Origin of the sequence: Granulosicoccus antarcticus IMCC3135, from assembly GCF_002215215.1 — a bacterium.
Classification (GTDB): domain Bacteria; phylum Pseudomonadota; class Gammaproteobacteria; order Granulosicoccales; family Granulosicoccaceae; genus Granulosicoccus; species Granulosicoccus antarcticus.
Window position 1 is genome coordinate 5041447 of record NZ_CP018632.1, and the last position, 26237, is coordinate 5067683.

Sequence of the window (26237 nt, forward strand, 5' to 3'; positions counted from 1 at the left end):
CGCTGCACCTACCAGTTCTTGCTTTCCTTGATTTTCTCGTAGGCTTTCTGGATGTGCTGAGTCTTGTCAGTTGCCAGCTTTATCATTTCATCCGGCAAGCCTTTGGACACCAGCTTATCGGGATGGTGCTGACTCATGAGGCGGCGATAGGCCTGTTTCACGGTTGATCGGTCGTCACTGGATTCCACTCCCAGTACAACAAAGGCCTCGCGCAACGTCATCTGGCCTGAAGCTTCTGGTGCTGTGCGGCGACGACCGCCGCCAGCTCCTGGCTTGGGACCAGAGCCAGTACCACTGCCCACCCCTGCGCCATAGCCCCGACCGGTTCCACCGCTCTGATCGGCCCCCATACTGAAACGCACCAGCATCTCCAGCTGGCGGAAAGAATATTCGGAAAAGCCGAGAATGCCCGCCACCTTCAACAGAGCAACCTCCTCATCAGAGGTCATAACCCCGTCAGCCAGAGCCGCCTGAATGAGGATTTCCACGAACATGCGGTAGAGACTGGTTTGTTGCTGGCACTCCTCACGAAACTGCAGAACCAGGGCCTCGGCGTCAAAGCCTTCCTGCTTACCTTCATTAAACAGCTTGATGGCCGCCGCCCGCAGCTCGTCATCCAGATTCATACTGGACATCAGAGCCTCGGCCAGGGCTATTTCAGACTTGTCTACTATTCCATCGGCTTTGGCGATATATCCCATGACCGAAAAGGTCGCGGTGAAAAAGGCCATCTTGATGCGACCGGCCTCGCCTGGTGCCAAGTCCTCATCGGCGACATCGTGCGACAACTGCAATTTCATGCCTTTGTCGAACGTATGACCCAAAGCTGTGCCCAGCACGGCCCCCAGCGGGCCGCCGATCATGAAGCCGAACGTACCGCCCAGCAGTTTTCCCCACACCATTTAATGCATTCCCTATATTTCAAGATCCAGCGGCCGGCCCGCACCTGTCAGGTAGCGGTACAGACTTCGCCGGCCAAGGATAAATCATTCTTGCCGTACTATCGTGCCGGCTCGTTACAGAGTCCTAATTCGAGCAACAAAGTGGTCGCAAAGACACCCGGCGACAAGTGAAAACGCAACTCCAGCGTGTTTTCATCCAACCAGACATGCTGCAGACCGACAGCACGGGCACGCAAAGCACGTCTTTCCTGCGTCAAACCACCACGCTCCAGGCCTGCGCATAGATCGGCATGCTCACTCACTATCTGTTGTTCAAAATCAGCACACGCCCCTTGAGCCAAGGTACGGCCACGCCCCCACCAGGCGCCACTGGGATGAATATCAAACGCGGCCAGGCGAGTTTCCAGCTCCTCACTGGTCACTTCCGTCGTATCGAAGAAGCTGCGAGTACCATCAAGCACCGCCGGCTCGCCCTGCAACAAAGACTGCCAACTCCCCTGTCTGACCCTGGCCGCACAAATATCATTGAACAGGGCGCTGCGGGCCGCTGACAACCAAAGACTGCGTTGCTGTCTTGATGTACGTTTTTTAGGCTGCCTGAACCACTGCCGTGCTCTCACCAGGTTCTGGCCGCCGAGACCAAATCGCTGCGGGCCGATATAGTTGGGAAATCCGTTGGCAGCCAGTGCCGCTATCCGCTCGTCAACAGAGGCTGCAAAATCTACCGCCGGATCGCTGGACAATGATTCGATATCACGCAAGATGATGACGAAGCCGTTGCCGCTATGCGCTCCACTGCGCAGCTTGCGTGAATGACGAACACTCTCCAGCAACGTCAACTGCTTGCAATAGGGCACCTTGCCAGAGACCTGCCCCTCGCCGCTCGCTTCAGCGGCCACCACCATCGCTTCGGCCTGGGCCTTAGCGGTCTCATTGAAAGCCTCAAGCGCTTCGGTAATGACCTGCAACTCCAACGGTGTCTTCACACTGAACCACTGACGAGTAACCGCGTGCCTGTCCTTCAAACCCGAAACACCGATATCTGCGGAAGTCAGAGAACAGGTGTTTTCCAGCAGACTGGCCACCTCGTCCGTATTGGTCGCTGTTTTCTCAATGTGCAGATAGAGATGTTCGCCCGCCCCATCAAGCTGAATATCCAGTACCTCGCTGACCTGAAAGTCTAGAGGTTGAACCTTGTAGAAGGCTTTGAACAAGGCGGGGCCGAAGGCAGCAGGGGTATCAATCATCAAAATCTTCTGGGTAAGCGTGCAAATAGCAGTTGAATAGTACAATGCCCTCCGCCTTCACATTCCCCCCTAAAGAGTCACATGTCCCAATACGCTCGCCTGTCCTCTGAGGATGCCCACCAGATGCTGCTTGACCAGCCGGTCAACATTGTGGATATCAGGGATGCAGACAGTTTCCAGCTGGCGCATATTACCGAAGCTGTTCATCTGGACAACACCGGCATGCAATCCTTTATCAACGACACCAATCAGGACATCCCTCTGATTGTCTGCTGCTATCACGGCAATATGAGCCAGAGTGCAGGCGCTTATCTGGCAGAAAAAGGGTTTGCAGAGGTTTACAGCCTTGATGGCGGCTTTGCCGAATGGGCTTCACGCTTTCCTGATGATTGTGAGCCGGATTGAGACTTCTATCTCAGATTAAGTCTGACGCTGAGATCTCATCCTGAGCATCATAAGAGCTGCTGAAACAAGAGCGAGGGGCACGTGAAAAACATCATGGTTGTATGCGGTACCCGACCAGAAGCCATCAAGATGGCGCCTCTGGTCAGGAGACTGAAAACGTTAACGGAATTTCGGACAACCCTCTGCTCTACCGGTCAACATCGGGAAATGCTGGACCAGGTCATGTCCTTGTTCGACCTGCAACCAGAAATTGACCTGGGAGTCATGCGTGCCGGTCAAGATCTGATAGATGTGACGACCGACGTCATGCTCGGCCTGCGTACCTGTTTTGCCAATCAGCGGCCCGATCTGGTGCTGGTGCATGGTGATACCAACACAACGTTTGCTGCAACGCTGGCAGCCTACTATCACATGATCCCGGTGCATCATGTCGAAGCAGGCCTGCGAACCGGCAATCTGTTATCTCCATGGCCAGAAGAAGGCAATCGAAAACTGACCGGCGCCCTGGCCGCTCACCATTACGCACCCACCGCATCCTCACGTCAGAACCTGCTGAATGAAGGCATTGATGACAACAGCATCACCGTGACGGGCAACACGGTTATCGATGCATTGTTTGATGTCGTCAATCAACTGGAAAATGACGCCTCGTTACGAGATTCGCTTGCCAAGTCCCTGCCGACGCTGGACCCTGACAGAAAACTGATTCTGGTGACCGGGCATCGACGAGAGAACTTTGGAGACGGGTTCGAGAACATTTGCAAAGCACTGGCCACCTTGGCCAAGCGTGATGATGTACAGATAATCTATCCCGTTCACCTGAATCCGAACGTACAAGAACCCGTCAAACGTCACCTCCAGCATCTGGATAACGTGCATTTGATTCCATCGCAAGGCTATCTGGCATTTACCTACCTGATGACACAGAGCCACATCATTTTGACCGACAGTGGCGGTGTGCAGGAAGAGGCGCCATCGTTGGGAAAACCCGTACTGGTCATGCGAGAAACCACAGAACGCCCGGAAGCTGTCGACGCTGGAACCGTACGGTTGGTTGGTACAGACCAGGAAAAAATTGTCACCGAAGTGAATCGACTGCTTGACGACCACTCGGCATGGATCGACATGAGTAAATCAACCAATCCCTACGGTGATGGAACTGCCTGCGAGCTGATCATCAACAACCTTCTACAAGAATAAGCTCCTCAAGATGGACGAATCTATTAAAACTGTTGGCATGGTCGGGTTAGGTTATATCGGCCTGCCCACCGCTGCCATCCTGGCCTCACGCGGACTTCAAGTCATTGGCATCGACGTCAATCAACATGCCGTGGATACGATAAACAAGGGCGCTGTTCATATCGTTGAACCGGATCTGGATATAGTCGTGCGCAGCGTCGTGACCACGGGAAATCTGCGTGCCACCACCACCGCCGAGCCAGCAGACGCTTTTCTTGTTGCCGTCCCCACACCGTTTAATGAGGACCGCACACCCGATCTTTCTTTCATAAGATCCGCGGCAATGGCCATTGCACCGGTACTCAAATGTGGCAACCTGGTTGTGCTGGAGTCAACCAGCCCTGTCGGAACGACAGAAAAACTGGCCGAATGGCTGGCAACCGAACGTCCCGATCTCAGCTTCCCCCAAACAGCCGGAGTCAACGCCGATATTCAGGTTGCCTACTGCCCGGAACGCGTCTTGCCCGGACAAGTGCTTCAGGAGCTGGTCAACAACGATCGGGTTATTGGCGGCATGACCAGTCATTGTGCGGAGCGTGCCTCCACGCTGTATCAGATCTTCGTCAAGGGTGAATGCATTGTTACCAGTGCCCGCACTGCCGAATTGTGCAAGCTGACAGAAAACGCCTATCGCGACGTCAACATCGCCTTTGCCAACGAAATGTCTCTGGTTTGCGATCCACTGGAAGTCAACGTCTGGGAACTGATAGAACTGGCCAATCGCCACCCTCGAGTGAACATACTGACCCCAGGCCCCGGAGTGGGAGGACACTGTATAGCGATCGACCCCTGGTTTATTGTTGACTCTGCCCCTGAACTGGCTCGACTGATCCGCACGGCCAGAGAGGTTAACGACTCAAAACCAGAATTCGTTGTCGCCAAAATTCGAGAAAAGGCCAACCGATTCAAGACGCCAAGAATTGCCTGCTTTGGCTTATCCTTCAAGGCCAACATTGATGATCTGCGCGAGAGTCCGGCTCTGCAAATAGTCAATAAACTGGCTAGCGAATCCATAGGCACGCTGCTGATTGTGGAGCCCAACATCAGGCAATTACCACCGTCATTAGCTGACAACCCGGCTGTGGAACTGGTGTCGCTGGAATATGCCTTGAAGCACTCCGATATCGTGGTAGGACTGGTTGACCACAGGGAGTTCAAGGTACTGGACAGAACCGCTCTCAGTGAAACCATCGTCATAGATACACGCGGAATGTGGCGTTAGGAGCCTGAAAAGCGTTGCTCGCATCACATTATGCAATACACTTTCCGCGGTGAAGCTGGCTGCGTACAGCTCTTGCATCGTTTCGGTGACTGCCTCATCTCACGCTCCTTCAACCCCTGATTTACGCACTGTCATCAAACAGTGCGGAACTCGCCAGTCCTGCGACCTCTCATAAAGCCGTGAAATCCGACATTTTCAAGCTCAGTTGCAGCCTGGCACTGGCCAGCCTGATAGCGCTCTGCTCCGCAGGCGCCCTGGCCGCGGACACCAGCCTGTCCGTAACCGGGGTCAAGGGGGATCTGAAGAAAAATATCGAGCTGCTGGTCGGAACTCCTCCTCCAAGCGCAGATGCACGCAAGTTACGGCGTTACATTGCCGATCTTGAGCCGCAAAGTGCTATCGCACTGAATGCTCTGGGCTACTATGCCGCCGATATCAACGTCAGCCAGAAAACGAGTGCAGGCAATACGATCATCACGGTCAACGTCACACCCAACAAGCCAGTTCTGATCAATCAGATCGACATCACCCTTGATGGCGAAGGCAATGATGATCCGTCATATAAAAGAGTGCTTGATGAGCTGCCCATTCGCAAGGGCGCTATCTTTGTGTCAGGTGCCTACGAGTCGACCAAGTCGACCCTCAGAGATCAGGCGCAGGATCTGGGCTATTTTCAGTTCAATTTCACCGAGTCTACCGTCAAGGTCAGCCGGCGTAAATTGACCGCTGACATCAAGCTGACAGCCGATACGGGGCCTCGCTACACCTTCGGTGATATCGTCTTCGAAGAGACGCTACTGAGTCGCGCCTTCCTTGATCGATGGGTACCGTTTGAGAAGGGTGACCTCTATGAGTCCGGTCTGACAGGAGAGCTGACCCAGAACCTGCAGAACAGTGGCTATTTCAAGAGTGTCCGGGTACTACCTTTGCAGGATCGGCGCTACGGCACCGAAGTGCCCGTCAAGGTTGATCTGATTCGCAAGGACAACAATGAAGTCGGCATCGGCATCGGTTACGCGACCGATACACGCCTGCGCACAAAACTGACCTGGGGCAAACCCTTGATAAACCGCCGCGGTCACTCCGTGACCACGCAGCTTGGTTTGGCAGCAGAGCAGCAAAATGTGAGCATTGCCTACCGCATTCCACGACGCAATGAGCCCCTGTACAACTACTGGGGCATCGAGTACGGATTGCTCAACGACATCACAGGTGACACCGACAGTTTTCTCAGCACACTGAACTTTCAACGGGTATCACGCACCTCCAATCAGTGGATCGAATCGCTGTTCCTGCGCTGGGAACGAGAAACCTTCACCGCTGGCGAAACCGAAGAAAAAACTGATCTGGTCCTGCCCGGCTTCAGCTATCAGCGTAGCCGAAGCAAAGGCAGCCCTTTCCCGACCTGGGGACAATCCTTTAGCCTGCAGATGATGGCTGGCTCGAAAGAGCTCTTGTCGACAATCGACTTTTTCAAGACCGTTGGCAGTTTTCGCTACCTGCGCGCCCTGTCTGAACGCAACACCGCCATAGCCAACTTCCAGCTAGGCGCCATCCAGTCCAATGACTATCCCAGAGTGCCGGTATCCCAACGTTTTTTTGCCGGTGGTGACAGAAGTGTTCGTGGCTTCCAGTACAAGGATATTTCGCCCAAGGACACCGACGGCGATGCCATTGGTGGCCGCTTCCTGGAAGTGGCGAGCCTGGAGTACAACTATCGTTTCCTGGATCTGTGGAGCGGTGCCCTGTTCACTGATGCTGGCCGAGTATTCAACTCGTACAAATCAGATGTCGGATATAGCGTTGGCGCAGGCTTCGGCATTCGCTGGCAATCACCTGTCGGCCCGTTTCGTGTGGATCTGGCGCGACCGATCAGCGATGGTGATGGCAGCGCATGGCGAGTGCATTTGTCGCTGGGATCGGAATTCTAGGCATGAAACGACTATTCAAATGGCTGAGCCGATCGCTCCTTGGCATCCTGGCATTACTGCTATTGATCCTGGGTATTGCCTGGTTTCTATTGGGAAGCGATAAGGGTTTTTCTTTTCTCAGCAGCCAGATATCGACACGTATTGAAGGGCTGGAACTCAACGCTGTCTCCGGTAATCTGAGCGATGGCATCCGTAGTGAGGACATCAGCTTCAACAACGATGCCATGGCAATCAGTGCCCGCGGCGTGGACACTGAATGGCGACTAAGCTGCCTGCGAGAGCGCGAGTTCTGCCTGGACAGAATCATCATTGATGAGCTTGATGTGGAAACCTTTGCCACCGACAAGCCTGTTGAGGAACCTGCCAGCGGCCCTATTGTCCTGCCGACGATCAAGCTTCCGATTGACGTTACTGTCAAAGAGGTCCTGATTCGTAAACTCAGCTTCAAGGCAGCCGGGGATGCCCCTGCGCAAGTGCTGGAAAACATCAGACTGTCGGCCAACACGGAAGGCAGCCAGCTGACACTGGAAAATGTCTCAGCCAGCTATCAGGACTATGACGCGCAGCTTGCCGGCACGCTCGATCTTGACGGTGATTATCCATTGGATCTGGTGCTGACACTGAATGCCAAGGACCTGATTCCGGATGAGCTGCCTGAAGGCGAAGGTGCCCAGGCGGCAACTGTTACGGCAAAGCTCAGCAATACGCTGCGCGAGCTGCAAATAGACACACACGTTGCAGGCACGGTGAACGCCTCATTGAGTGGATCAGTCATGCCACTGGAGAAGAACCTGCCCGCCACACTAAGGCTGAGCAGCCCGCAACTGGGATGGCCCATTATTTCCCATCAGCAGGCAAAGGCTGAAAAGCTCGTTGCCGACATAGACGGCACACTTGACGATTACAAACTGAAGATCACCACACGCCTTACTGGCGAACAAGTGCCTGCGACCGATCTGTCCATCGCCGGAGTTGCTAATACCGAGCGTGTGAAACTCCCCGATATCGCAGTGAAGACCCTGGGGGGTACCGCGAAAGCATCAGCCAATGTGTCCTGGAAAGACTTGCTGATCTGGGATACTAACTGGGTCATCAAGAATATCGACCCCTCGCTGCAAATTCCAGAGGTGAGCGGCAAACTGGACGGCAACATCAAGGCCTCGGGACGCGTTGAAAATGGCAACTGGACGCTGAACCTTCCCACCGCAAAAATCAACGGTACCTTGCGCAACTACCCGTTTACGCTGGATGCCAAACTGTCCAAGGGACTTGACGATATCTGGCTGATTGACAAGGTGATACTGAACAACGATCAGAACCAGATCAACGCATCGGGCAAGATCAGTGATCGTTGGAACCTCAACGCCCTGCTCAAGCTGCCACAATTGCAGAACCTGCTGCCCGAACTTGCCGGAGGCTTTGATGCCAAACTGGCCGTTACCGGAGCTCTGGCGACACCGAGTATTGACTTGAATGCCAGTTCATCAGTCATCAAGTACAACGATCTTCTGGTGAAAGGCATCAGCATCAATGCCGATATCAACGAGCTGTTTGTCAAACCCAGCGACATGAAGATTGCCGTGGGCACTATTCAAACCGGCGGGCAGGAAATAAACAATACACGCCTGGCTCTGACGGGCAAACGCACTCAACATCAACTGACACTGTTTGCGGACGGCCCCGATGCCACAGCCATTGACCTGATAGCCAGCGGCAAACTCAACGATAGCTTCGACTGGGATGGCTCCCTCGACAAGGTGCGACTGGAAGTGCCTGCTCATACCATCCGACTGAATGGGCCAACCGATCTGAGCTGGAACAATACCTTGAAACAGTTTGCCGTCGACGCCCATTGCTGGGTCACCGAAGGCAGCAATCTATGCCTGGAAAACAAGGTGCTTGCCGAGCCCAACGGCACCGCGACCATCACCCTGGATCAGTATGCCTTGAAGCGTCTGGAACCCTTCCTGCCTGCCGAGACATCATTGCAGGGCAGCCTGGAAATGGATGCCACCGTCAATTGGGGCGATGACCAGCCCGGCGGTTACTCGGCGGCTATCGATACGCGAATTTCTGATGGCGGTGCGCAGGTTACCGATGCGAACGACCACCCGGTGACCTTCAGCTATGAAGAGCTGACACTGAACACACGCATGAACCCCGAGTCGGTGGAAGCCGACATCGCTTTGAAATCAAAGAACCTGGGGCAAGCCGATATTTCCCTGATGCTGGACCCTGCCGGTGAAGAAAAACCAATCAAGGGCACGCTTGCACTAAACGGGCTCGATATCAGTGTGGCAAAAGCCTTCTTGCCTGATTTTGACGAAGTATCCGGCACCATCAGCCTGAACGGTGATCTTTCGGGCATCCTGACCGACCCCAGGTTCGATGGAGTACTGAAACTCGACAACCCCAGACTGCGAGCTGAAGCTCTACCTTTACCGCTCACCGGCGGCCAGATCCTGGCAACCGTCAAAGGCAAGCGCGCCATTATCACCGGCAAGCTCAATAGCGATGAAGGTGCCATTAAAATTGATGGCAGCGCCAACTGGCAACAGAGCAGCGCCTGGCGTGCCGAGGTGTCGCTCAATGGCGAAAACCTCAATGTACAAAGCGAGCCACTGCAAGAATCGAGCATCAGTCACAAGATAAGAATAGGAGCACAGCCGGGCATTATTCGTATCAACGGCGACATCACTATTCCCATGGCGGTGATCAATGTCGATGACTTACCCGAAGGTGCTGCCAGTGTCTCCCCTGACATCGTGATCATCGAAGATATTGTAGAGGACGCCCCTGCCTCACAAAAAGCGAAAGCCGGCGATACCAAAATCCTGGTCGGACTCAATGTCTCACTAGGAGACAAGGTCAGTCTGTCTGCCTATGGCCTGAACGCAAGGCTGACGGGCGATATGAGCGTGAAGATGAACAGCCCTAACCCGCTACAACTCGGTGGCGAGATAGAGGTGGTTGACGGCATCTACAAACAGTATGGGCAGAACCTGGAGGCCAACGGCAAAATCCTGTTCGTGGGCCCTGTCAACCAGACTCGTCTGGCCATTGATGCCGTGCGCGAAATCGACTCGGACGACGACGACCGAACAGCAGGCCTGCGCATACAGGGCACCGTGGCTGAGCCGGAGATCACCCTGTTCACTGAACCCAGTGATAAATCTGAAGATGCCATCTTGTCTTATATCGTATTGGGACGAGATATCAATGAGGCCAGTGACCAGGAAGCCAACTTGCTGGCAACCGCCGCCCTTGCATTGACCGTCAAAGGTGGCCGCAACATTGCAGGCGGCATCGCCAATGCGCTGGGTGTCGAAGACTTCGCCCTCGAGACTCGCGGCAGTGGTAACGATACCGAGCTGGTGGTCAGTGGCCGACTCAACGAAAGGCTTCTGGTGCGCTATGGTCGCAGTGTTTTCGAACCGACCAGTACCCTGTATCTGCGCTACGATCTGACCAAGAAGCTCTACCTTGAGGCGGCACAGGGCGCAGAAGATGCGGTTGACCTGTTCTATTCCTTCTCGTTCTGACGGGCAAGACACCTTCTCGCAGACAGCAGACGGGAGCCGCAAGCACAAGGCAGCAGCGAGCCACCAGCGACAGCTGTTGGCACGACGAGTCGGTCTGCGCTTTACGATACACTGTGCAGACCGAACAATGACTAGCAAATCATGGCCAATCCGACTGATCCGGATGCACTTTATGAAAGTGCCTTGTACATAGACACGGCCGAAGCACTGGCCGATCTGTGTACCCAATTGCGCACCCGCCCCTATGTTGCGATTGATACCGAATTTCTGCGCGAACGCACCTACCGGCCAGAGCTTTGCCTGGTCCAGGTCAAGCATGATGAACTGCTCGCCTGCATCGACACCATCGCCATTGATGATCTGAGCGCCCTGACCGGCCTGCTACTGGATCAGTCTGTCACCAAGGTCTTCCATGCCGCCTCACAGGATCTGGAAATCTTCTACCTGCTGGCCAAAGAGGTTCCCACACCACTTTTCGACACGCAGATTGCAGCCCCGCTGCTGGGTTACAACGAACAGATTGGCTATGGCAACCTGGTGAATGAGCATCTGGGGGTGGAGCTGGCCAAGACCCATACCCGCGCTGACTGGACACGCCGCCCACTACCCGCACAGCAGATCCGATACGCCCTGGATGACGTCATCTATCTGGAAGCGCTGTATATCGACATGCACAAGCAGCTCAAGCAAATGGGTCGACTAAGCTGGCTGCAGCCAGAGTTCGATGAAGCGGCGCGCGAGGAAAAGTACGAGCAACCTGCCGCTGAACGCTGGAAGAAGATTCGCAATATCCAGCGCTACAAGGGCCCCGCCCTGTCCATCATCCAGCAACTGGCCAAGTGGCGCGAAATCAAGGCACGCGAGACCAACCAGCCACGCAACTGGTTACTCAAGGACGATGTTCTGCTCAATATTGCCCAGCAACAGCCAGACTCTGCAGAAGAGCTATCCCACATCCGTAGCCTGGAACGTAAAACCCGCGATCGGTTTGGATCAGAGATCCTGCAGATCGTCGCCACCGCCAAGGACCAGACTCCTGAGCCACTACCGCCCTTTGCCAAGAAACAGAAACTCAACGGTGGCAACCTTGCGCGTCTGCAATTGCTCAACGCCTGGGTCCATCAACGCGGTGAGGAACTGGATATTGCGCCGGCGCTACTGGCTCCTCAGAAAATTCTGGAAAAAATGGTCACCGGTGACGGGCGAGCAGCACTCAGTGGCTGGCGTGACCCCTTGTTAGGTGACGATCTGACGGCCTTGCTGGAAGGTCGTGCGGTCCTGACCGGCACCAAAACGGGATTGAAGTTGACTCCAGCCTGACGAATGTGGAACGCTGGTGTAATCTTGGCGAGTTAGCCAAGATTCACACCTGCGAGTAAACGAGTTTTCATGACTGCCTCCAACACTGCCGCCGTTCTCAACCGCCCTCTGTCCAATACCAACATATTGGCAGAAAAGACTCTGATATCGCCCGACGAACTGCGATCACGCTATCCACGTTCCGAAAAAGCCAGTCAGACCATCGAAGCGGGACGTGCCAGCGTTGAAGCCATTCTTGATGGTGAAGACAAGCGCATATTGGTTGTTGTCGGCCCCTGCTCCATTCACGATGTGGATACAGCAAAGGAATATGCAGAGCGCTTGATGGGCCTGCGCGAAAAGGTCAGCGACCGTATTGAAGTGGTCATGCGGGTCTATTTTGAAAAGCCGCGTACAACCGTGGGCTGGAAAGGCCTGATCAATGATCCTCACCTGGATGACAGCTTCGATATCGAGACAGGCTTGTCCCGTGCACGCGAGCTGCTGGTATGGCTGGCCGATAGAGGCATGCCTACGGGCACTGAAGCACTGGATCCTATCAGCCCACAATACCTGTCCGATCTTTTCACCTGGTCAGCCATTGGCGCACGCACTACCGAGTCTCAAACACACCGGGAGATGTCCAGCGGACTCTCAACGGCGGTGGGATTCAAGAACGGTACCGACGGCGGCCTCACCGTCGCTGTCAATGCCATGCAATCGGCTGCTAACCCTCACAGTTTCCTGGGTATCGATTCCAAAGGCCAGGCAACGGTTCTGAAAACCCGCGGCAACGCCTACGGACATGTGATTCTGCGCGGTGGCAACGAAGGTCCCAACTACGATTCAGTCAATGTATCGATCGCAGAAGAAGCCATGAGCAAGGCCGGACTGCCTCTGCGCATCATGATCGACTGCTCACACGCCAATGCCAACAAAGACCACAAGCGCCAGCCGCTGGTAGCCCATAACGTTGCAGACCAACTGGCTGCCGGTAATGATTCCATCATCGGCATCATGCTCGAGTCTCACCTGCATGCTGGCAACCAGTCCCTGAAGGATCCGAAAGATCTGGTTCATGGCGTGTCCATCACCGATGCCTGCATTGATTGGGAAACCACAGAAAAGCTGATGATGGAACTGCACGGTGTACTGGCAGCTCGAGTTGGCAAATAGTCACGACAAGGATTGCGAGAAATAAAGCCGATGAGTAACAGTGATTCTGCCGCCGGAGTGCGTGATTCGCTTTTTGCGGCGCCACTGGGAGATATCGAGGGGTTCCGCTTCAACCAGTCCGTTGTTGATGTATTCCCCGACATGCTAAGGCGTTCGGTACCTGGCTACGAATCCATCATCGCCCAATCGGCGTTGCTGGCCAGTCGCTATGTCCAGCCCAACAGTCATTTGTATGACTTGGGCTCATCGCTGGGTGCCACCTCGATTGCCATGCGCGATGCGCTGATGAAAAAAGAGGCGGCCTCCAGCATTGGCTGCCAGATTCATGCAATCGACAACGCTGGCGCCATGATTGCCGCCAGTCGCCAGTTAATTGAGCTGCATGACGGGCAAAAGACGGCACAAACTCAGCAAGCGGTGCCCATCGTACTGCACGAAGCCAATCTGGAAGAACACCCACTGACGGATGCCTCAGTGGTTGCCATGAACTTTACCTTGCAGTTCGTCAACCCCGACGCTCGCAGCGACTTGATGCAGAAGATTGCAACGGCCCTCAGACCCGGAGGCGTGTTGATACTGAGTGAAAAAGTCAGATTCGACGATGCTATCGTTAATGATATGCACATTGATATGTACCACGCGTTCAAGAGCCGCAATGGCTATTCTGATCTGGAAATCAGTCAGAAACGAACGGCACTGGAAAACGTACTGGTGCCTGATACGCTGGAACAGCATCGGGATCGACTGCTGGGCAGTGGCTTTGCCCATTGCACGGTCTGGTTCCAGTGTTTCAACTTCGCCTCCCTGATTGCCATCAAGGGCTCGTAATACCCGGGAGGTCATCAAACCTCGCCACCAAAGAACTGCTTTTCATGTCTGAACTTGCCTTCGATGCCGCCGCCCTGCGTAAGCAACTGGCCGATACGACCCTGGCCGCCTGGAGTGATGGCCTTGCCAGTGCGGTATTGGGCCAGGAACACGCACTCAAGCATGGGCATTTACCGCAATGGGAGAGCGCGGTCAGCTTGTTACCTTCGATAGCCGATGCAAGCTGGTCAATGCAGGACGGCAGAATGACCATCAGCGGCTCGTTCACGGATGAACAAGCAGAGCAACTCAGCACCGCCCTGAGCGGCCTGATGCCATGGCGCAAGGGCCCCTTCCAGGCAGGCCCTGTGCACCTTGATACTGAATGGCGATCAGACTGGAAATGGAACCGTCTGTGCGAGCACATTCAACCCATGGACAATCGCGTGGTGCTGGATGTGGGCTGTGGCAGTGGTTATCACTTATGGTGCATGCGCGCCGCCGGAGCCCGCCTGGCTCTGGGAATCGATCCCAGCCTGTTGTATCTGAAGCAATTTGATGCCATTCAGCACTATGCCAACGATCCTGGGGCCTGCCTTCTGCCATTGCCCATGGAGGCCCTGCCCTCGTCCATGCAGGCATTCGACACGGTGTTCTCCATGGGTGTGCTTTATCACCGTCGTGACCCTGCCCCCCACCTCGAGGAGCTTCGCCAGGCGCTGAAAAGCGGCGGAGAACTGGTGCTGGAAACACTGGTAATCCCGGACAGCACCGAGACCTCACTGGCTATTACCGGACGTTACGCCAATATGCGCAACATCTACGAATTGCCCTCGGTGAAACGTCTGGAGAACTGGGTGCGAGCCGCTGGTTTCAATGATGTACGGGCAGTCTCCGTCGAACAAACCAGTCTTGAAGAACAACGCAGCACCGCCTGGATGCCATCGCATTCGCTGGACAAGGCTCTGGACCCTGAGAACCCGGAGTGCACCATTGAAGGCTACCCACGGCCACTACGAGCGGTGATTCTGGCAACGGTTTGAGCGGGAGCGAAATGCTGCATCTTATCGCTCTAAAACAATCAGCTTGAACTGTTTTGTGAGCCTGCAAATCGATGATATCGAACCTGAACAGGTCAAAACAGCACTCGCAAGGTTATAAAAGTGCACAAAACAGACGAATGTAATGTACAAGATTGCGAATGTAGTCTGTAACAATATGACTTTCGTTAACCATTGATATCATTGAATATAACAGTTACATAACGCGTATTCTCCCTCACATGAAACAACAATTTCGGTAGGAAATGTGAGCAAATTACAAAATCATAGTGATCATTGACTGGCAGAACCTATCCATCTCGTTATACTGCGCCCATCGAGCTGTTTCACCGGTGTTAAATGCGTATTGCCCATTCATCAAACAACCCTGCCGGGTCTGAAAGACCCACTTTGCTGGCACAGGCGACTCCGCCTGACAACGGCGAACGGCGCACAGTCGATGGAGCTGACTATATTCACTTCAACGGTTACTGGGTACGTTATTACCCACCGCTGGAAGAATCACTGGCATCCAGAAAAACTCTGATCGATCACCTGACTCGGCGTGCCTTCCATCACACCGAACCAGGTATCAACACCCCGGGCGAACGACTGGACACAGCCCGGGCTCACTACCAGAACCAGTCAGATCCGGCCATGAAACGGGTCAACGCGGCCATGCTGGCTGGCGCTCTGTTCAACCGTGCGACCGACATCTTTACCGCGATTGTCGAGCTGGAAGAAAAAGGCGTGCGAATCAGCCGTGACAACGAGCTGATGAGAGCCTGTGGCGACTACTTCAAGGAAGCACTGGAACTGGGCCGTGATGTTCGGCATTTCAGTGGCGAGGAAGGTATCGATGAGCTGTGGGGCGAGCCTTTCCGGGCGTTTACCCTACCGATCACCGCCTATTACGAGTCACGATTCGTCAAGGTGGCACAAGCCATGGCGAACATCGACAAGGTAGTAGCTCGTATCCAGCAGTTATATGGCGATCGACCCGAATTCAGTGAGATCGGACCACTACTCGAAAACTACTCTTCAGCGGCCAAGCATGAGTGCGAGACCATGAAGTCCGATGTCTGCATCTTCGACATCTGGCCGCGGTTCATCGCATCGGGTGAATTGCTGGGTAATGTGCAACCGCATATGCAACAAAACTGTTCGCGAGAATGCCGCTACGTCATGGAAGAGGCCCTGAAAACTCTGGTAGCGGGTCGTAACCTGATCAACTGGATAGCCCGTGCGCGCGTTCCCATGCCGCGTAGCAGCGTTGCTTATTTCGCACGCTGCGAGCTGCTGGGCGAGCGGTTTAAATCCTGCTGACAAATCCCCTGCTGTCAGACACCTTGTCAGCTTTGCAATGACTGCCCAGATCATAACAACAGGCGACGGCTCTCATACGATCTGTAGCGAGCGTTATGGGGAAACCTACCATTCCATCAACGGCGCCATCACCGAGTCGCGCCATGTGTTTCTGGAAGCCGCCGGCGTGTCCCAGCGCCTGGCACAACAGCAACCTACGCGGGTGCTGGAAATCGGTTTTGGACTCGGATTGAATTTTCTACTCACAGCAGATCTGGCCCTGCAGCACGGTGCGGCTCTGGACTATCATGCCTATGAGCATGACCCCTCAGTGCTACTGACAATCGCCTCCCTGAACTACGTTGACTGGCTGACAGACCCGCAAGTGCTGGATAAACTGCTGTCAGGGCTTGCCGATTCAAAGCAGCAGACACAGACTCACATCTGCGTTGGGCAAAATGTCACGCTGACACTGCATCAGGCAGATGCTGTCCAGGAGCCGCTACCACCCGGAAGCTTTGATGCGTTGTACCTGGACGCCTTCAGCCCGGATACCAATCCGGAATGCTGGACGATGAGCTTCTTTGCCAAACTACTGGCCAGCACCACCCCCGGCGGAATGTTAACGACCTACTCTGCCAAAGGTTCGGTTCGACGAGCCTTGATAGCGGCTGGATTTGGCGTCAAAAAAATGGCCGGACCGCCCGGAAAGCGCGAAATGCTGCATGCAACTGCCTGAAAGCACACATTTAACAATGTGTTGCTGTCAGCTCACCAAGTTGTTGACCGGTACTCATGATCTTTACATGGTTGTACCCATATAATCCCCCCCTGACTTAACTTCTCAAAAAAACTCTCCGGATAACATGACCACTGCCGCTAACGGCATGGTTTCCGCAGTTATCTGTTGCAAATTCCGCAGGTAGATCGTGATGCTGTTCAGCGCCGTTTGCCCTGCCACTCTTTGATTTTTCTTTTACGCAGTGTATTGGCGGCCTTGGCTGTCACAATTCAGGAATAATAATGAAAGTAACGATTTACGGTTCGGGCTATGTAGGGCTGGTAACGGGCGCATTGATTGCGGACGTCGGCAACGAAGTACTGTGTGTGGATGTTGACGAGAAGAAAGTCGCCAACCTCAAGAAAGGCATCATTCCCATCTTCGAACCGGGCCTTGATGATGTCATCAAGCGCAATGTGGAAGCTGATCGTCTCGACTTCACCACCGATATGGATCGTGCGGTTGCTCACAGCGAAGTGCAGTTCATCGCCGTTGGCACACCTCCTGGCGAAGATGGCTCCGCTGACATGCAATATGTCGCAGCTGTTGCCAAGACGATTGCCGATCGCATGACCGAATCAAAGGTTGTCGTGAACAAGTCGACAGTGCCTGTTGGCACCGGTGACATGGTCGAAAAAGTCATCGCAGACGGACTGGCTGCTCGCGGCCAATCCATCTCCTACGCTGTCATATCCAACCCTGAATTTCTCAAAGAAGGCGCGGCTATCGAAGATTTCATGAAGCCTGATCGCATTGTCATCGGTACTGACAACGAACAAGCGATGGAAGTCATGCGCGAACTGTACGCACCTTTCTGCCGCAACCGTCGCGACCGTCTCATCTTCATGAGCCGCAAGTCATCTGAACTGACTAAATATGCCGCTAACTCTCTGCTGGCAACCAAAATCAGTTTCATGAACGAGCTGTCCAACATTGCTGATCGCCTCGGTGCTGACATCGAAGATGTTCGCGTCGGTATCGGTTCTGACCCACGCATTGGCTATCACTTCATCTACCCTGGCTGCGGCTACGGCGGATCGTGCTTTCCAAAGGATGTAAAGGCGCTTATCGCCACGGCACGTGAGAATAACTACGACGCCAAGCTGCTGTCAGCCGTGGATAGCGTCAACGACAGTCAGAAGCATGTACTGTTCGAAAAGCTGATGAAGCATTTTGACAACGACATCAAAGGCAAGAAGTTTGCAGTCTGGGGATTGTCGTTCAAACCCAACACCGATGATCTGCGTGAAGCGCCCAGTCGCGTACTGATTGAATCCATCTTCGAACACGGCGGTACTGTACGTGCCTATGATCCGGTTGCCATGAAAGAGATGCGTCATTTCTACCCGGACGAGAAGCGCCTGGAACTGGTGGGTACCGCACAGGATACGGTTGATGGAACCGATGCCCTGCTGATCAATACCGAATGGCGTGAATTTCGCAGCCCGAACCTGGAAGCCCTCAAGAGCAGCCTCAAACGACCTCTGGTGATCGACGGTCGTAACCTCTATGATCCGGCTCAGATGGTTGAACATGGTTTTACCTATGACTGCATCGGTCGTCCCGGCAAGCACGCCGAAAGCTGATTGAGCGATAAACCAGGCGCGCTGGCTGCCAGCGCGTTTGGGTGAAGTCATCGGGGTTAGAACTTCCCCACCCCGATCACGGCTTCTGTAACATACCGCGGTGATTACAGAAAACGCCAGCCCCGCCCATTGGCGACGACACCTGCTCAACCTCTCTATTCCTGTCATGCTGTCCAACAGCATGGTGCCGATCGTCGGCATTGTGGATACAGCGGTCATGGGCCATATGGGCTCTCCCGAATGGATTGCAGCCACAGCCGTTGGCGCACTCCTGTTCAGCAGCATCTTCTGGCTATTCGGCTTTCTGCGAATGGGCACAGGTGGACTGGTAGCACAGGCCTTCGGCGCAGACAATCATACTGAGGCCGGACGAATCGCTGTGCGGGCCATGTCCATGGCAGCGCTGCTTGGCATCTTGCTCATCCTGCTACAAAGTCCTTTGCTTGAATTGGGTCTTGCCGCCCTGACTGATAGTCAGGACTGGAAAGCACTGACCTCGATCTATTTCTCCATTCGTATCTACTCAGCGCCTGCCACATTGATGATCTACGTCATCATGGGCACCCTGATCGGCTTGCAATTGATGCGACAGGTGCTGTTTCTGCAGCTCGCCTTGAATGTGCTGAACGTCATTCTGACCATCGGTTTCTTTTCACTGACCGATCTGAATATTGCAGGGGTTGCTCTGGCAACCGTCATCAGCGAATACACCACACTCGCCCTGGGTCTGTACCTATCGCGCGATGTGCTGCTGCAAGCGCTGCGACAAAAACCCATATCCCCCTGGCTATTTGACTCGCAGGAGTGCCTTAAATTCTTCCGCATCAGCGGCAATCTGTTTATCCGCACCTTGTGCCTGATTCTGGCCATGTACTGGATGACGGTCATGGGCAGCCGCATTGGCGTGGCAACCCTGGCCGCCAATACCATCTTGCTGAATATGGTCAGCTTTACCGCCTATAGCCTGGACGGATATGCCCATGCTATCGAAACGCTTACCGGCTATTCACTTGGACAGCGCAATCAGGCCATGTTCAAGCGAGCAACCCGCGCCTCCATTGAACTGGCAGCTTTGACCGCGATCGTGTTCTCGGGCATTTTCTGGCTCTTCGGCCATACCCTGGCTGGCCTGATGACCAACGATGCACAGATCGTGGCAATGGCCACGCAGTGGCTGCCCTGGGTCATTCTTGTACCTCTGACTGGTGTCTGGAGCTTCTTGCTGGACGGTATTTTCATTGGCGCCACCCAAACCGCCAATATGCGAGACAGCATGATCGTATCGCTGCTGGTCTTCGGCGTATCAACTCTGGTAACCGTGCCACTGCTGGGTAATCACGGCATCTGGCTGAGCTACCATATAATGCTGGTGACACGAGCACTGACGCTGGCAAGGTACTGGCCTCAAGTGGTACACCGTATGAGTGCCAGTGTTCACACCCAAGCTGTAACTGCCCGGATATCGATTCCGTGAGCCAGCTCGATGTGCAACATGATGTCGAGCTGAGTCCGTACACCACATTCGGATTTTCGCAGCGTGCCGCGCATTTTGTCGAGGTGCATTCAGAGGCGGAACTGGCTGAGGCGGTGCAGATTGCTCAGACAGAAAAATGGCCCCTGTTGGCGCTTGGCGGCGGCAGCAATCTGGTCTTTGCCCACGATTACCCGGGGCTGATTATCCGGCAGCTTGACCAGACGATCTCCTACCAGCAAAACAGCGACGGCAAAAACAACAGTAACGGCGACATAGACGACAAACAAGACATACAAGTCACGGCCAGTGCGGGAGTCTCCTGGCACACCCTGGTCATGGATACCGTCAATCGTGGCCTGACCGGGCTGGAGAATCTGAGCCTGATACCCGGCCAGGTGGGCGCGGCTCCCGTGCAGAACATCGGCGCTTATGGCGTTGAGCTGTGCGACCGGTTTGTCTGCTTGCGCGCCTTGCATGTCCCCAGCGGCGAATGGCATTGCATGAATGGCAGCGATTGCCAATTCTCCTATCGCGACAGTCACTTCAAACACCATGATGGCGACTACATTATCAGTTCCGTGACACTGCGACTTGGCGAGCATCTGGGCCTGCATACAGCCTATGCGACGTTGTCAGACTACCTGGCGCTGCACTACCCTGGCGTAGAACCGGATGCCAGGCTGGTGAGTGAGGCGGTCTGTGTCGTTCGCAGCGCCAGGCTTCCAGACCCTGCCAAACTACCCAATGCCGGCAGTTTCTTTCACAATCCGATTACCTCTGCGGAGCATTTCCTGCAGCTGCAAGTGCGTTTCCCGGACATTGTTGGTCATGCCCTTGCCGATGGCCGCTACAAGCTGGCTGCCGGCTGGCTGATTGATCGGCTCGGCTACAAAGGCTATCGTGACAACGGGGTCGGCGTGCACGAGCATCAGGCTCTGGTTCTGGTCAAATACCAACAGACGGATGCCTCGGCCCTGATCCAGCTAGCCGACAAGATTCGCCAGCACGTCATGACGGAGTATGGCGTGACTCTCAATATCGAACCCCGCATACTTTAATCATGAACAATGATCTGGCCCCTGGTGGCAAACTAACTGGCGACGCCTTGCATCAGCTGATTGCAAAGCTCTATCCCATCATGCGCAGCATCACAGGGCCCGGCGTCAGGGAATCACTGGCGATACTGCAAACTCTGGCCCCTTTGGACATTCATGAAGTCGCCAGTGGCAGCCAGGTGCTGGATTGGAACGTACCGGATGAATGGCATTTCAAATCCGCCTGGATAGCTGACGCCAGCGGCAAACGCATCATTGATAGCGCGGATTCAAATCTGCATGTCGTGAATTTCAGTGTCCCCGTGGAAGGAGAGTTTACGCGCGAGCAGTTGCTACCACACCTGCATACCCTGCCCGATCAGCCAGAGAGCATTCCCTACCGCACGACCTACTATGCGGAACAATGGGGCTTCTGCTTGTCCCATAAAACACTGGAATCAATGGGAGATGGCCCATTTCAGGTCAGGATTGATGCACAACGCAAGCCTGGAGTGCTGAACTATGGCGAGTTGTTTATCTGCGGCAAGAGCGATCGTGAGGTTCTGGTCAGTACCCATATCTGCCACCCGCAACTGGCCAATGACAACCTCTCCGGCATGGTACTCGCAGCGGCCCTGGCAGCCTCGCTATCAACCAGCACGCCCGAACTTTCCTGGCGTTTCGTTTTTGTCCCGGGCACCATCGGTGCTATCAGCTGGCTGGAGCAGAACCAGTCCTCGCTGTCCCCGATCGTCGCCGGTCTGGTCATCACAGGACTAGGAGACAACAGCGATTATCACTGGAAAAAGACGCGCGACGGAAGCCTCTGGATTGATCAGCTGATGGCACAGGTACTCAACGAGGCGGCACCGTCGACCCATACGCTGCTACCGTTCAGCCCCTACGGCTATGACGAGAGACAATATTGCTCACCGGGTTTCAATCTGCCGGTTGGACGATTGACACGTGGGGTTCATGGCACCTTTGCGCAATACCACACCAGTGAGGACAATCTGGATTTTGTCACCGCCAGTGGATTGAGCCAGTCTCTTGAACTACTGGAGAAAATTGCAGCAGCCGCCAATCGCGACATCATCTACCAGAACTTGTCACCCTATGGTGAACCGCAACTGGGACGTCGAGGCCTGTACAGCGCCCTGGGGGCCAACAATGACCCGGGCAAGCTACAGATGAGCCTGTTGTGGCTGCTCAATCAATCTGATGGCCAAACCTCCTTGTCAACGATTGCCGCAAAATCCGGCATTTCCATGAGTGATCTGGATGAGGCTGCACGCCTGCTGGAAGAACATCAACTACTCGCCCCAGTCAGGCATGCCAGCGCTGACTGAGACGGCACGGTAGTAGCAAACGCTACTACCGCCTGCTATCTATCTAGTCAAGAATCAGTGGATGCGGAATGGGCACGATGAACTTGCAGCCCCACTCCCGTACGTGTGCCAGCTGATCCATGATTTCACGTTGCAGATTCCAGGGCAGGATAAGCACATAATCCGGCTTCATCTCATCGATGTGCTCAGGCGGGAAAATCGGGATGCGTGAACCCGGGCAGAACCGACCATGCTTGTGCAGACTCTTGTCGCAAGTTGATGGTAATAAATCGGTTTTGATACCGCAATAGTTGAGCATTGTATTGCCCTTGCCAGGTGCGCCGTACCCGATGACACGCTTGCCGTCACGCTTCAGTTGAATCAGCAGAGTCAGTAATTCATTCTTGATTTCAGCCGCACGTGCACCAAATTCCAGATAGGTCTTCATATCACGCAAGCCAGCATCCGTCTCCTCGACGAGCACTTCTGCAACCGCCGCCGTTGGCGTCGATCCAGCCGCCTGATGCTTGAGAAATACCCGCAAAGAGCCACCTGCTGTTTCCAGCTTCTCCACATCAACCACCTGCAAGCCCACGCTTTCGAACATGCGACTGATGGTGTAGAGCGAATAGTAGGAATAGTGCTCGTGATAAATGGTGTCAAACTGGCATTGTTCGATCAGTTGCAAGAGGTGAGGAAACTCGAACGTTGCTGTGCCTTCCGCCTTCAACAGAGTAGCCACAGCTGCAATGAAGTCATTCACATACGGTGTATGGGCCAGCACATTGTTGCCAATGATCAGGTCGGCCTGTTCGCCGGCATCTCGCATTCCACGCGCCAGCTCGTCGGTGAAGAATTCAACTCGCGTGTCTACACCCACTGTTTTAGCGGCTTTTGCCACATTGCCAGCAGGATCGATACCCAGACAGGGAATACCTTTCTGGACAAAGTTCTTCAGCAGGTATCCATCATTACTGGCCACTTCCACCACGAAGCTATCAGCATTCAGGTTAAAGCGAGGTATGGCCATATCGACATACTTGCTGGCATGCTTCAACCAGCTTGTGGAGTACGACGAGTAATAGCCGTAGTCGTCATCAAAGATATCTGTGTTTGAACAGTATTCCTTGGCCTGTACCAGCCAGCACTCGGAACACACCAGCACTTCCAGCGGCAGAAAAACCTCTGGGCTGTTCATCTCGCTGGGGCTGATGAAATCTTCACACAAGGGCGAAAGCCCCAGGTTGACCATCGTATGCTCTAGCCCGGTTCCGCAAAAACGGCAATTCATGACAGGCTCAGCAGATTGCACAGTTTTAACAGCTTGTTTGCCCTGGGAGCTCGCGTCGATCGACGGCTCCTGAATCGTATCATCGCTGTTGAAATTGAGAGAGTTAACAGATTTATCCATTCCGAAGAAATTCCTAAAACAAACTAAACGCGGAAGTAGCTATTCTACTCCGGTACATTACCAAAATTTAACAATTGAAAATAACGATGTGGTTACGTAATTTCACAGCCAATAGCATTGAGGGCAAGCACGCCGGTCGGTCCATCAAGCCCGAACCAACACCGTTATCGATTCTTTACCTATAGACTTCAAAACACCACTTGAAGTCACATTACAAGGATCTGAGCTTGCCCCTGTCAGGCGCTTACCTTAGGCAGTGTTGTCAGCTCGGCAAAAGGATGTGGCTTACCGCCTCGCACTGATGCGAAGTAGTCGGAGCGCAATGTCGCGAGCATGCCTGTATCGGTGGCTAGTTCGCGGCGGCCAATGGCCTTCACCGGTGTGATCTCGTTAAGTGTTCCACCGATCGCAAGTTCGTCAGCAATCAGCAGTTCAGTGCGATCAATTGGTCGACGCTCGAATCGGTAACCACGGTCAATGGCCAGCTGCTCACAGAAATCCGCTGTCAGACTCTCAAGCGTGGACTCGCTCGCAGGCGGGGTGGAAATGACGCCATCGCGCACCATCATCAACGCAGCAGTGGATGCCTCGGCAACTCGGCCAGCCTGGTTGAGCATGACCATGTCATCAAGCCCCTGTTCGCGGGCTTCGATACGCGCCATGCGTGAATTCTGGTAATTGGCACTCGCTTTGATTCGTGCCGGCAATGAATCATCGCCCGGCTGACGCCAAGTGCTGATACCCAGACTCACAGGCTCCGGCAAGGCCTTGTCCTGATGATAGGCTGTCAGTACCAGATCAGAACGTGTGTTCTCGCCCCAGTGACCTTCAACAACATACAACGTGGTACGAATCCACATATCACGCGAAGGTTCAACAAGAGCGGTCATCAGCTCGAAGATAGCTGCCGAAAATTCATCAAAATCGTGTTCGAACGGGATGTGCAATAGCATGGCAGAGCGCTTCAGGCGAGCGAAATGCAAACGCAGCATCAACAGCGCAAAGCTACCGTCAGGCTGCCAGTAGCCCTTGATGCCTTCAAAGATGCTCAGTCCACGCGTTACGGATTCGCAGCCTATGTGCAGGCGCGCATCCTCCCATGCAGTAAGCCCACCATTCATGTAGACAAATTTTGGAGTTTGCAGTGCGGCCATGGGCAGATATTCGGTGAGAATGCCAAAAAAGAAGGTTAAAAAATCTAAATGCAACTACAAGATGATTCTATCGCAGCCGCATTACCCCAGCGATGGCATGTAACCCGGTCGATGAGGAATATGACTCGGGAATATCACCACCAATGAGTGCGAGCAACAAGAGAAGGCAGCCTTAGCCTTGATCGACCAGACCCGCTTCGACGCGCTTGTGTAGCAGTCGTGGTGTCAGGAAGTGATGAGCCAGAACCAGAACAACAAATAACCAGAATGAAAACGGGATCAATACGCGATATTCATTCACCAGAATACCCACCAGTATGAAACCTACCTGGATCAGCGCCATGACCAGAACCATACCGTTCACTGAAAAATTGGCTTCCAGCAATCGATGATGCAAATGTTCGCGATCAGCATCGAACGGAGATCGTTTTTGTGACAAACGCCTCATCATGACTGACACGGTATCGGCCAAGGGTAATCCAAATATCCAGCCCGCGCTGACCGGTGAAAGCACAGCATCTGGTCCCTGGGTTAGCACAATGAAATACCAGACCAGGAAGAATCCGAACAACATGCTGCCCGAATCGCCCATGAAAACCTTGGCGCTCTTGCGGAAGAGTCTTGAGTTATAAAACAGGAACGCGAACAGCGCACCGACCATGGTCATCATCAATTGAAACGATGCCAGATCACCCGCTTTGTAGCAGTAGTAGGCCAGAGGGCAAACGGTAATCGTGATGATGGTGCCAGAAAGGCCGTCGACCCCGTCAAGCATGTTGATCGAATTGATAACGCCCACCACACACATGATCGTAAAAATGACAGAGACAACACCTGTCATCAGCACCGGACCGCTACCGTACAAATCGCCGACGGATTCAATACTCTGCCCACCCAGGAAAACCATGGCCAGAGCCGTGGCAATCTGCAAAGGCAAGCGCTGCCGTGCACTCATTATGTAAATATCGTCAAGCACACCCATCAGGACAAGCCCGGTTCCGAAAACGATAGGAGCCATGACACGCCATTCGATACCCAATGCCAACGAGGCCACCAGCACTGACAGGTAGATAGCAATACCTCCCACCACAGGGACATTACCCACGTGCTGTTTGCGTTCGGTGGGTTTGTCGAGTAGACCTACCGAACCGGCGAAACGCGCTAGCACAGGCACCAATGCCAGACAAAACAAACCGCCTAACGCTACCCCGCTACCCATGTAGAGGTCGAATGTCATTGTTCATCAACTGTTGCAAAACTTGTAATAAGCCAGACTCATAGTGTACCGGCTAGCAAGGCGATAAAAGTGCCACAAGTGCCTGTTTGATGCTTCCAGACAGGGTAAAAATACCTG

General features: G+C 54.1%; 20 protein-coding genes. 15 read left to right on the forward strand and 5 right to left on the reverse strand.

Annotated features, from left to right (window positions below; translation table 11 throughout):
• Positions 1-8: 8 nt before the first annotated feature.
• Positions 9-902 (reverse strand): co-chaperone DjlA, encoded by an 894-nt coding sequence (djlA, locus tag IMCC3135_RS21930; RefSeq protein ID WP_088919538.1) that lies wholly within the window; start codon positions 900-902, stop codon positions 9-11.
• A gap of 98 nt (positions 903-1000) precedes the next feature.
• Positions 1001-2149 carry a tRNA pseudouridine(13) synthase TruD gene (truD, locus tag IMCC3135_RS21935; RefSeq protein WP_088919539.1) on the reverse strand — a complete coding sequence of 383 codons (1149 nt, stop codon included), beginning with the start codon at positions 2147-2149 and terminating at the stop codon, positions 1001-1003.
• Between the two features lie 81 nt (positions 2150-2230).
• On the opposite strand from truD, the gene glpE reads away from it, so the two are divergent.
• The 15 genes from glpE to IMCC3135_RS22010 all read left to right on the forward strand — a co-directional run bounded on the left by glpE (position 2231) and on the right by IMCC3135_RS22010 (position 22339).
• Positions 2231-2554 carry a thiosulfate sulfurtransferase GlpE gene (gene glpE / locus IMCC3135_RS21940; protein ID WP_088919540.1) on the forward strand — a complete coding sequence of 108 codons (324 nt, stop codon included), beginning with the start codon at positions 2231-2233 and terminating at the stop codon, positions 2552-2554.
• Between the two features lie 81 nt (positions 2555-2635).
• Positions 2636-3754 carry a non-hydrolyzing UDP-N-acetylglucosamine 2-epimerase gene (gene wecB, locus IMCC3135_RS21945; protein WP_236994633.1) on the forward strand — a complete coding sequence of 373 codons (1119 nt, stop codon included), beginning with the start codon at positions 2636-2638 and terminating at the stop codon, positions 3752-3754.
• Between the two features lie 10 nt (positions 3755-3764).
• The gene (wecC, locus tag IMCC3135_RS21950; RefSeq protein WP_088919541.1) at positions 3765-5015 is read left to right on the forward strand and encodes a UDP-N-acetyl-D-mannosamine dehydrogenase; all 1251 of its coding nucleotides are present in this window, start codon (positions 3765-3767) and stop codon (positions 5013-5015) included.
• A 179-nt stretch (positions 5016-5194) separates the two neighbouring features.
• Positions 5195-6946, forward strand: coding sequence for an autotransporter assembly complex protein TamA (locus tag IMCC3135_RS21955; RefSeq protein WP_157736173.1), 1752 nt, complete (start codon positions 5195-5197; stop codon positions 6944-6946).
• A gap of 2 nt (positions 6947-6948) precedes the next feature.
• Entirely contained in the window at positions 6949-10488 is a 3540-nt protein-coding gene (tamB, locus tag IMCC3135_RS21960; RefSeq protein WP_157736174.1) for an autotransporter assembly complex protein TamB, read from the forward strand.
• A gap of 141 nt (positions 10489-10629) precedes the next feature.
• Positions 10630-11808 carry a ribonuclease D gene (gene rnd / locus IMCC3135_RS21965; RefSeq protein ID WP_088919544.1) on the forward strand — a complete coding sequence of 393 codons (1179 nt, stop codon included), beginning with the start codon at positions 10630-10632 and terminating at the stop codon, positions 11806-11808.
• 69 nt (positions 11809-11877) lie between these two features.
• Positions 11878-12963, forward strand: a complete 1086-nt coding sequence (locus IMCC3135_RS21970; RefSeq protein ID WP_088919545.1) for a 3-deoxy-7-phosphoheptulonate synthase — start codon at positions 11878-11880, stop codon at positions 12961-12963.
• Positions 12964-12993: 30 nt separating this feature from the next.
• Positions 12994-13791 (forward strand): carboxy-S-adenosyl-L-methionine synthase CmoA, encoded by a 798-nt coding sequence (gene cmoA, locus IMCC3135_RS21975; RefSeq protein WP_088919546.1) that lies wholly within the window; start codon positions 12994-12996, stop codon positions 13789-13791.
• A gap of 44 nt (positions 13792-13835) precedes the next feature.
• Positions 13836-14813: a tRNA 5-methoxyuridine(34)/uridine 5-oxyacetic acid(34) synthase CmoB gene (cmoB, locus tag IMCC3135_RS21980; protein WP_088919547.1), complete on the forward strand. Its 978-nt coding sequence runs from the start codon at positions 13836-13838 to the stop codon at positions 14811-14813.
• A 357-nt stretch (positions 14814-15170) separates the two neighbouring features.
• Positions 15171-16136: a hypothetical protein gene (locus IMCC3135_RS21985; RefSeq protein ID WP_088919548.1), complete on the forward strand. Its 966-nt coding sequence runs from the start codon at positions 15171-15173 to the stop codon at positions 16134-16136.
• 37 nt (positions 16137-16173) lie between these two features.
• Positions 16174-16854, forward strand: a complete 681-nt coding sequence (gene mnmC2 / locus IMCC3135_RS21990; protein ID WP_088919549.1) for a tRNA (5-methylaminomethyl-2-thiouridine)(34)-methyltransferase MnmC2 — start codon at positions 16174-16176, stop codon at positions 16852-16854.
• Positions 16855-17138: 284 nt separating this feature from the next.
• Entirely contained in the window at positions 17139-18482 is a 1344-nt protein-coding gene (locus tag IMCC3135_RS21995) for a UDP-glucose dehydrogenase family protein (RefSeq protein WP_088919550.1), read from the forward strand.
• 100 nt (positions 18483-18582) lie between these two features.
• A complete protein-coding gene (locus IMCC3135_RS22000) occupies positions 18583-19956 on the forward strand; it encodes an MATE family efflux transporter (RefSeq protein ID WP_157736175.1) in 1374 nt (457 codons plus the stop codon).
• Complete coding sequence (gene murB / locus IMCC3135_RS22005) at positions 19953-21014, forward strand: UDP-N-acetylmuramate dehydrogenase (RefSeq protein WP_157736176.1); 1062 nt, start codon at positions 19953-19955, stop codon at positions 21012-21014. Before IMCC3135_RS22000 ends, murB begins: the two co-directional genes overlap by 4 nt.
• 2 nt (positions 21015-21016) lie before the next feature.
• Positions 21017-22339: a DUF4910 domain-containing protein gene (locus tag IMCC3135_RS22010; RefSeq protein ID WP_088919553.1), complete on the forward strand. Its 1323-nt coding sequence runs from the start codon at positions 21017-21019 to the stop codon at positions 22337-22339.
• Between the two features lie 43 nt (positions 22340-22382).
• Here IMCC3135_RS22010 and IMCC3135_RS22015 read toward each other — a convergent pair whose 3' ends face one another.
• The 3 genes from IMCC3135_RS22015 to IMCC3135_RS22025 all read right to left on the reverse strand — a co-directional run bounded on the left by IMCC3135_RS22015 (position 22383) and on the right by IMCC3135_RS22025 (position 26120).
• Complete coding sequence (locus IMCC3135_RS22015; RefSeq protein ID WP_205737668.1) at positions 22383-23729, reverse strand: class I SAM-dependent methyltransferase; 1347 nt, start codon at positions 23727-23729, stop codon at positions 22383-22385.
• A gap of 236 nt (positions 23730-23965) precedes the next feature.
• The gene (locus tag IMCC3135_RS22020; protein WP_157736177.1) at positions 23966-24883 is read right to left on the reverse strand and encodes an aminotransferase class IV; all 918 of its coding nucleotides are present in this window, start codon (positions 24881-24883) and stop codon (positions 23966-23968) included.
• A 172-nt stretch (positions 24884-25055) separates the two neighbouring features.
• Positions 25056-26120 carry an MraY family glycosyltransferase gene (locus IMCC3135_RS22025; RefSeq protein WP_088919555.1) on the reverse strand — a complete coding sequence of 355 codons (1065 nt, stop codon included), beginning with the start codon at positions 26118-26120 and terminating at the stop codon, positions 25056-25058.
• Positions 26121-26237: the final 117 nt, after the last annotated feature.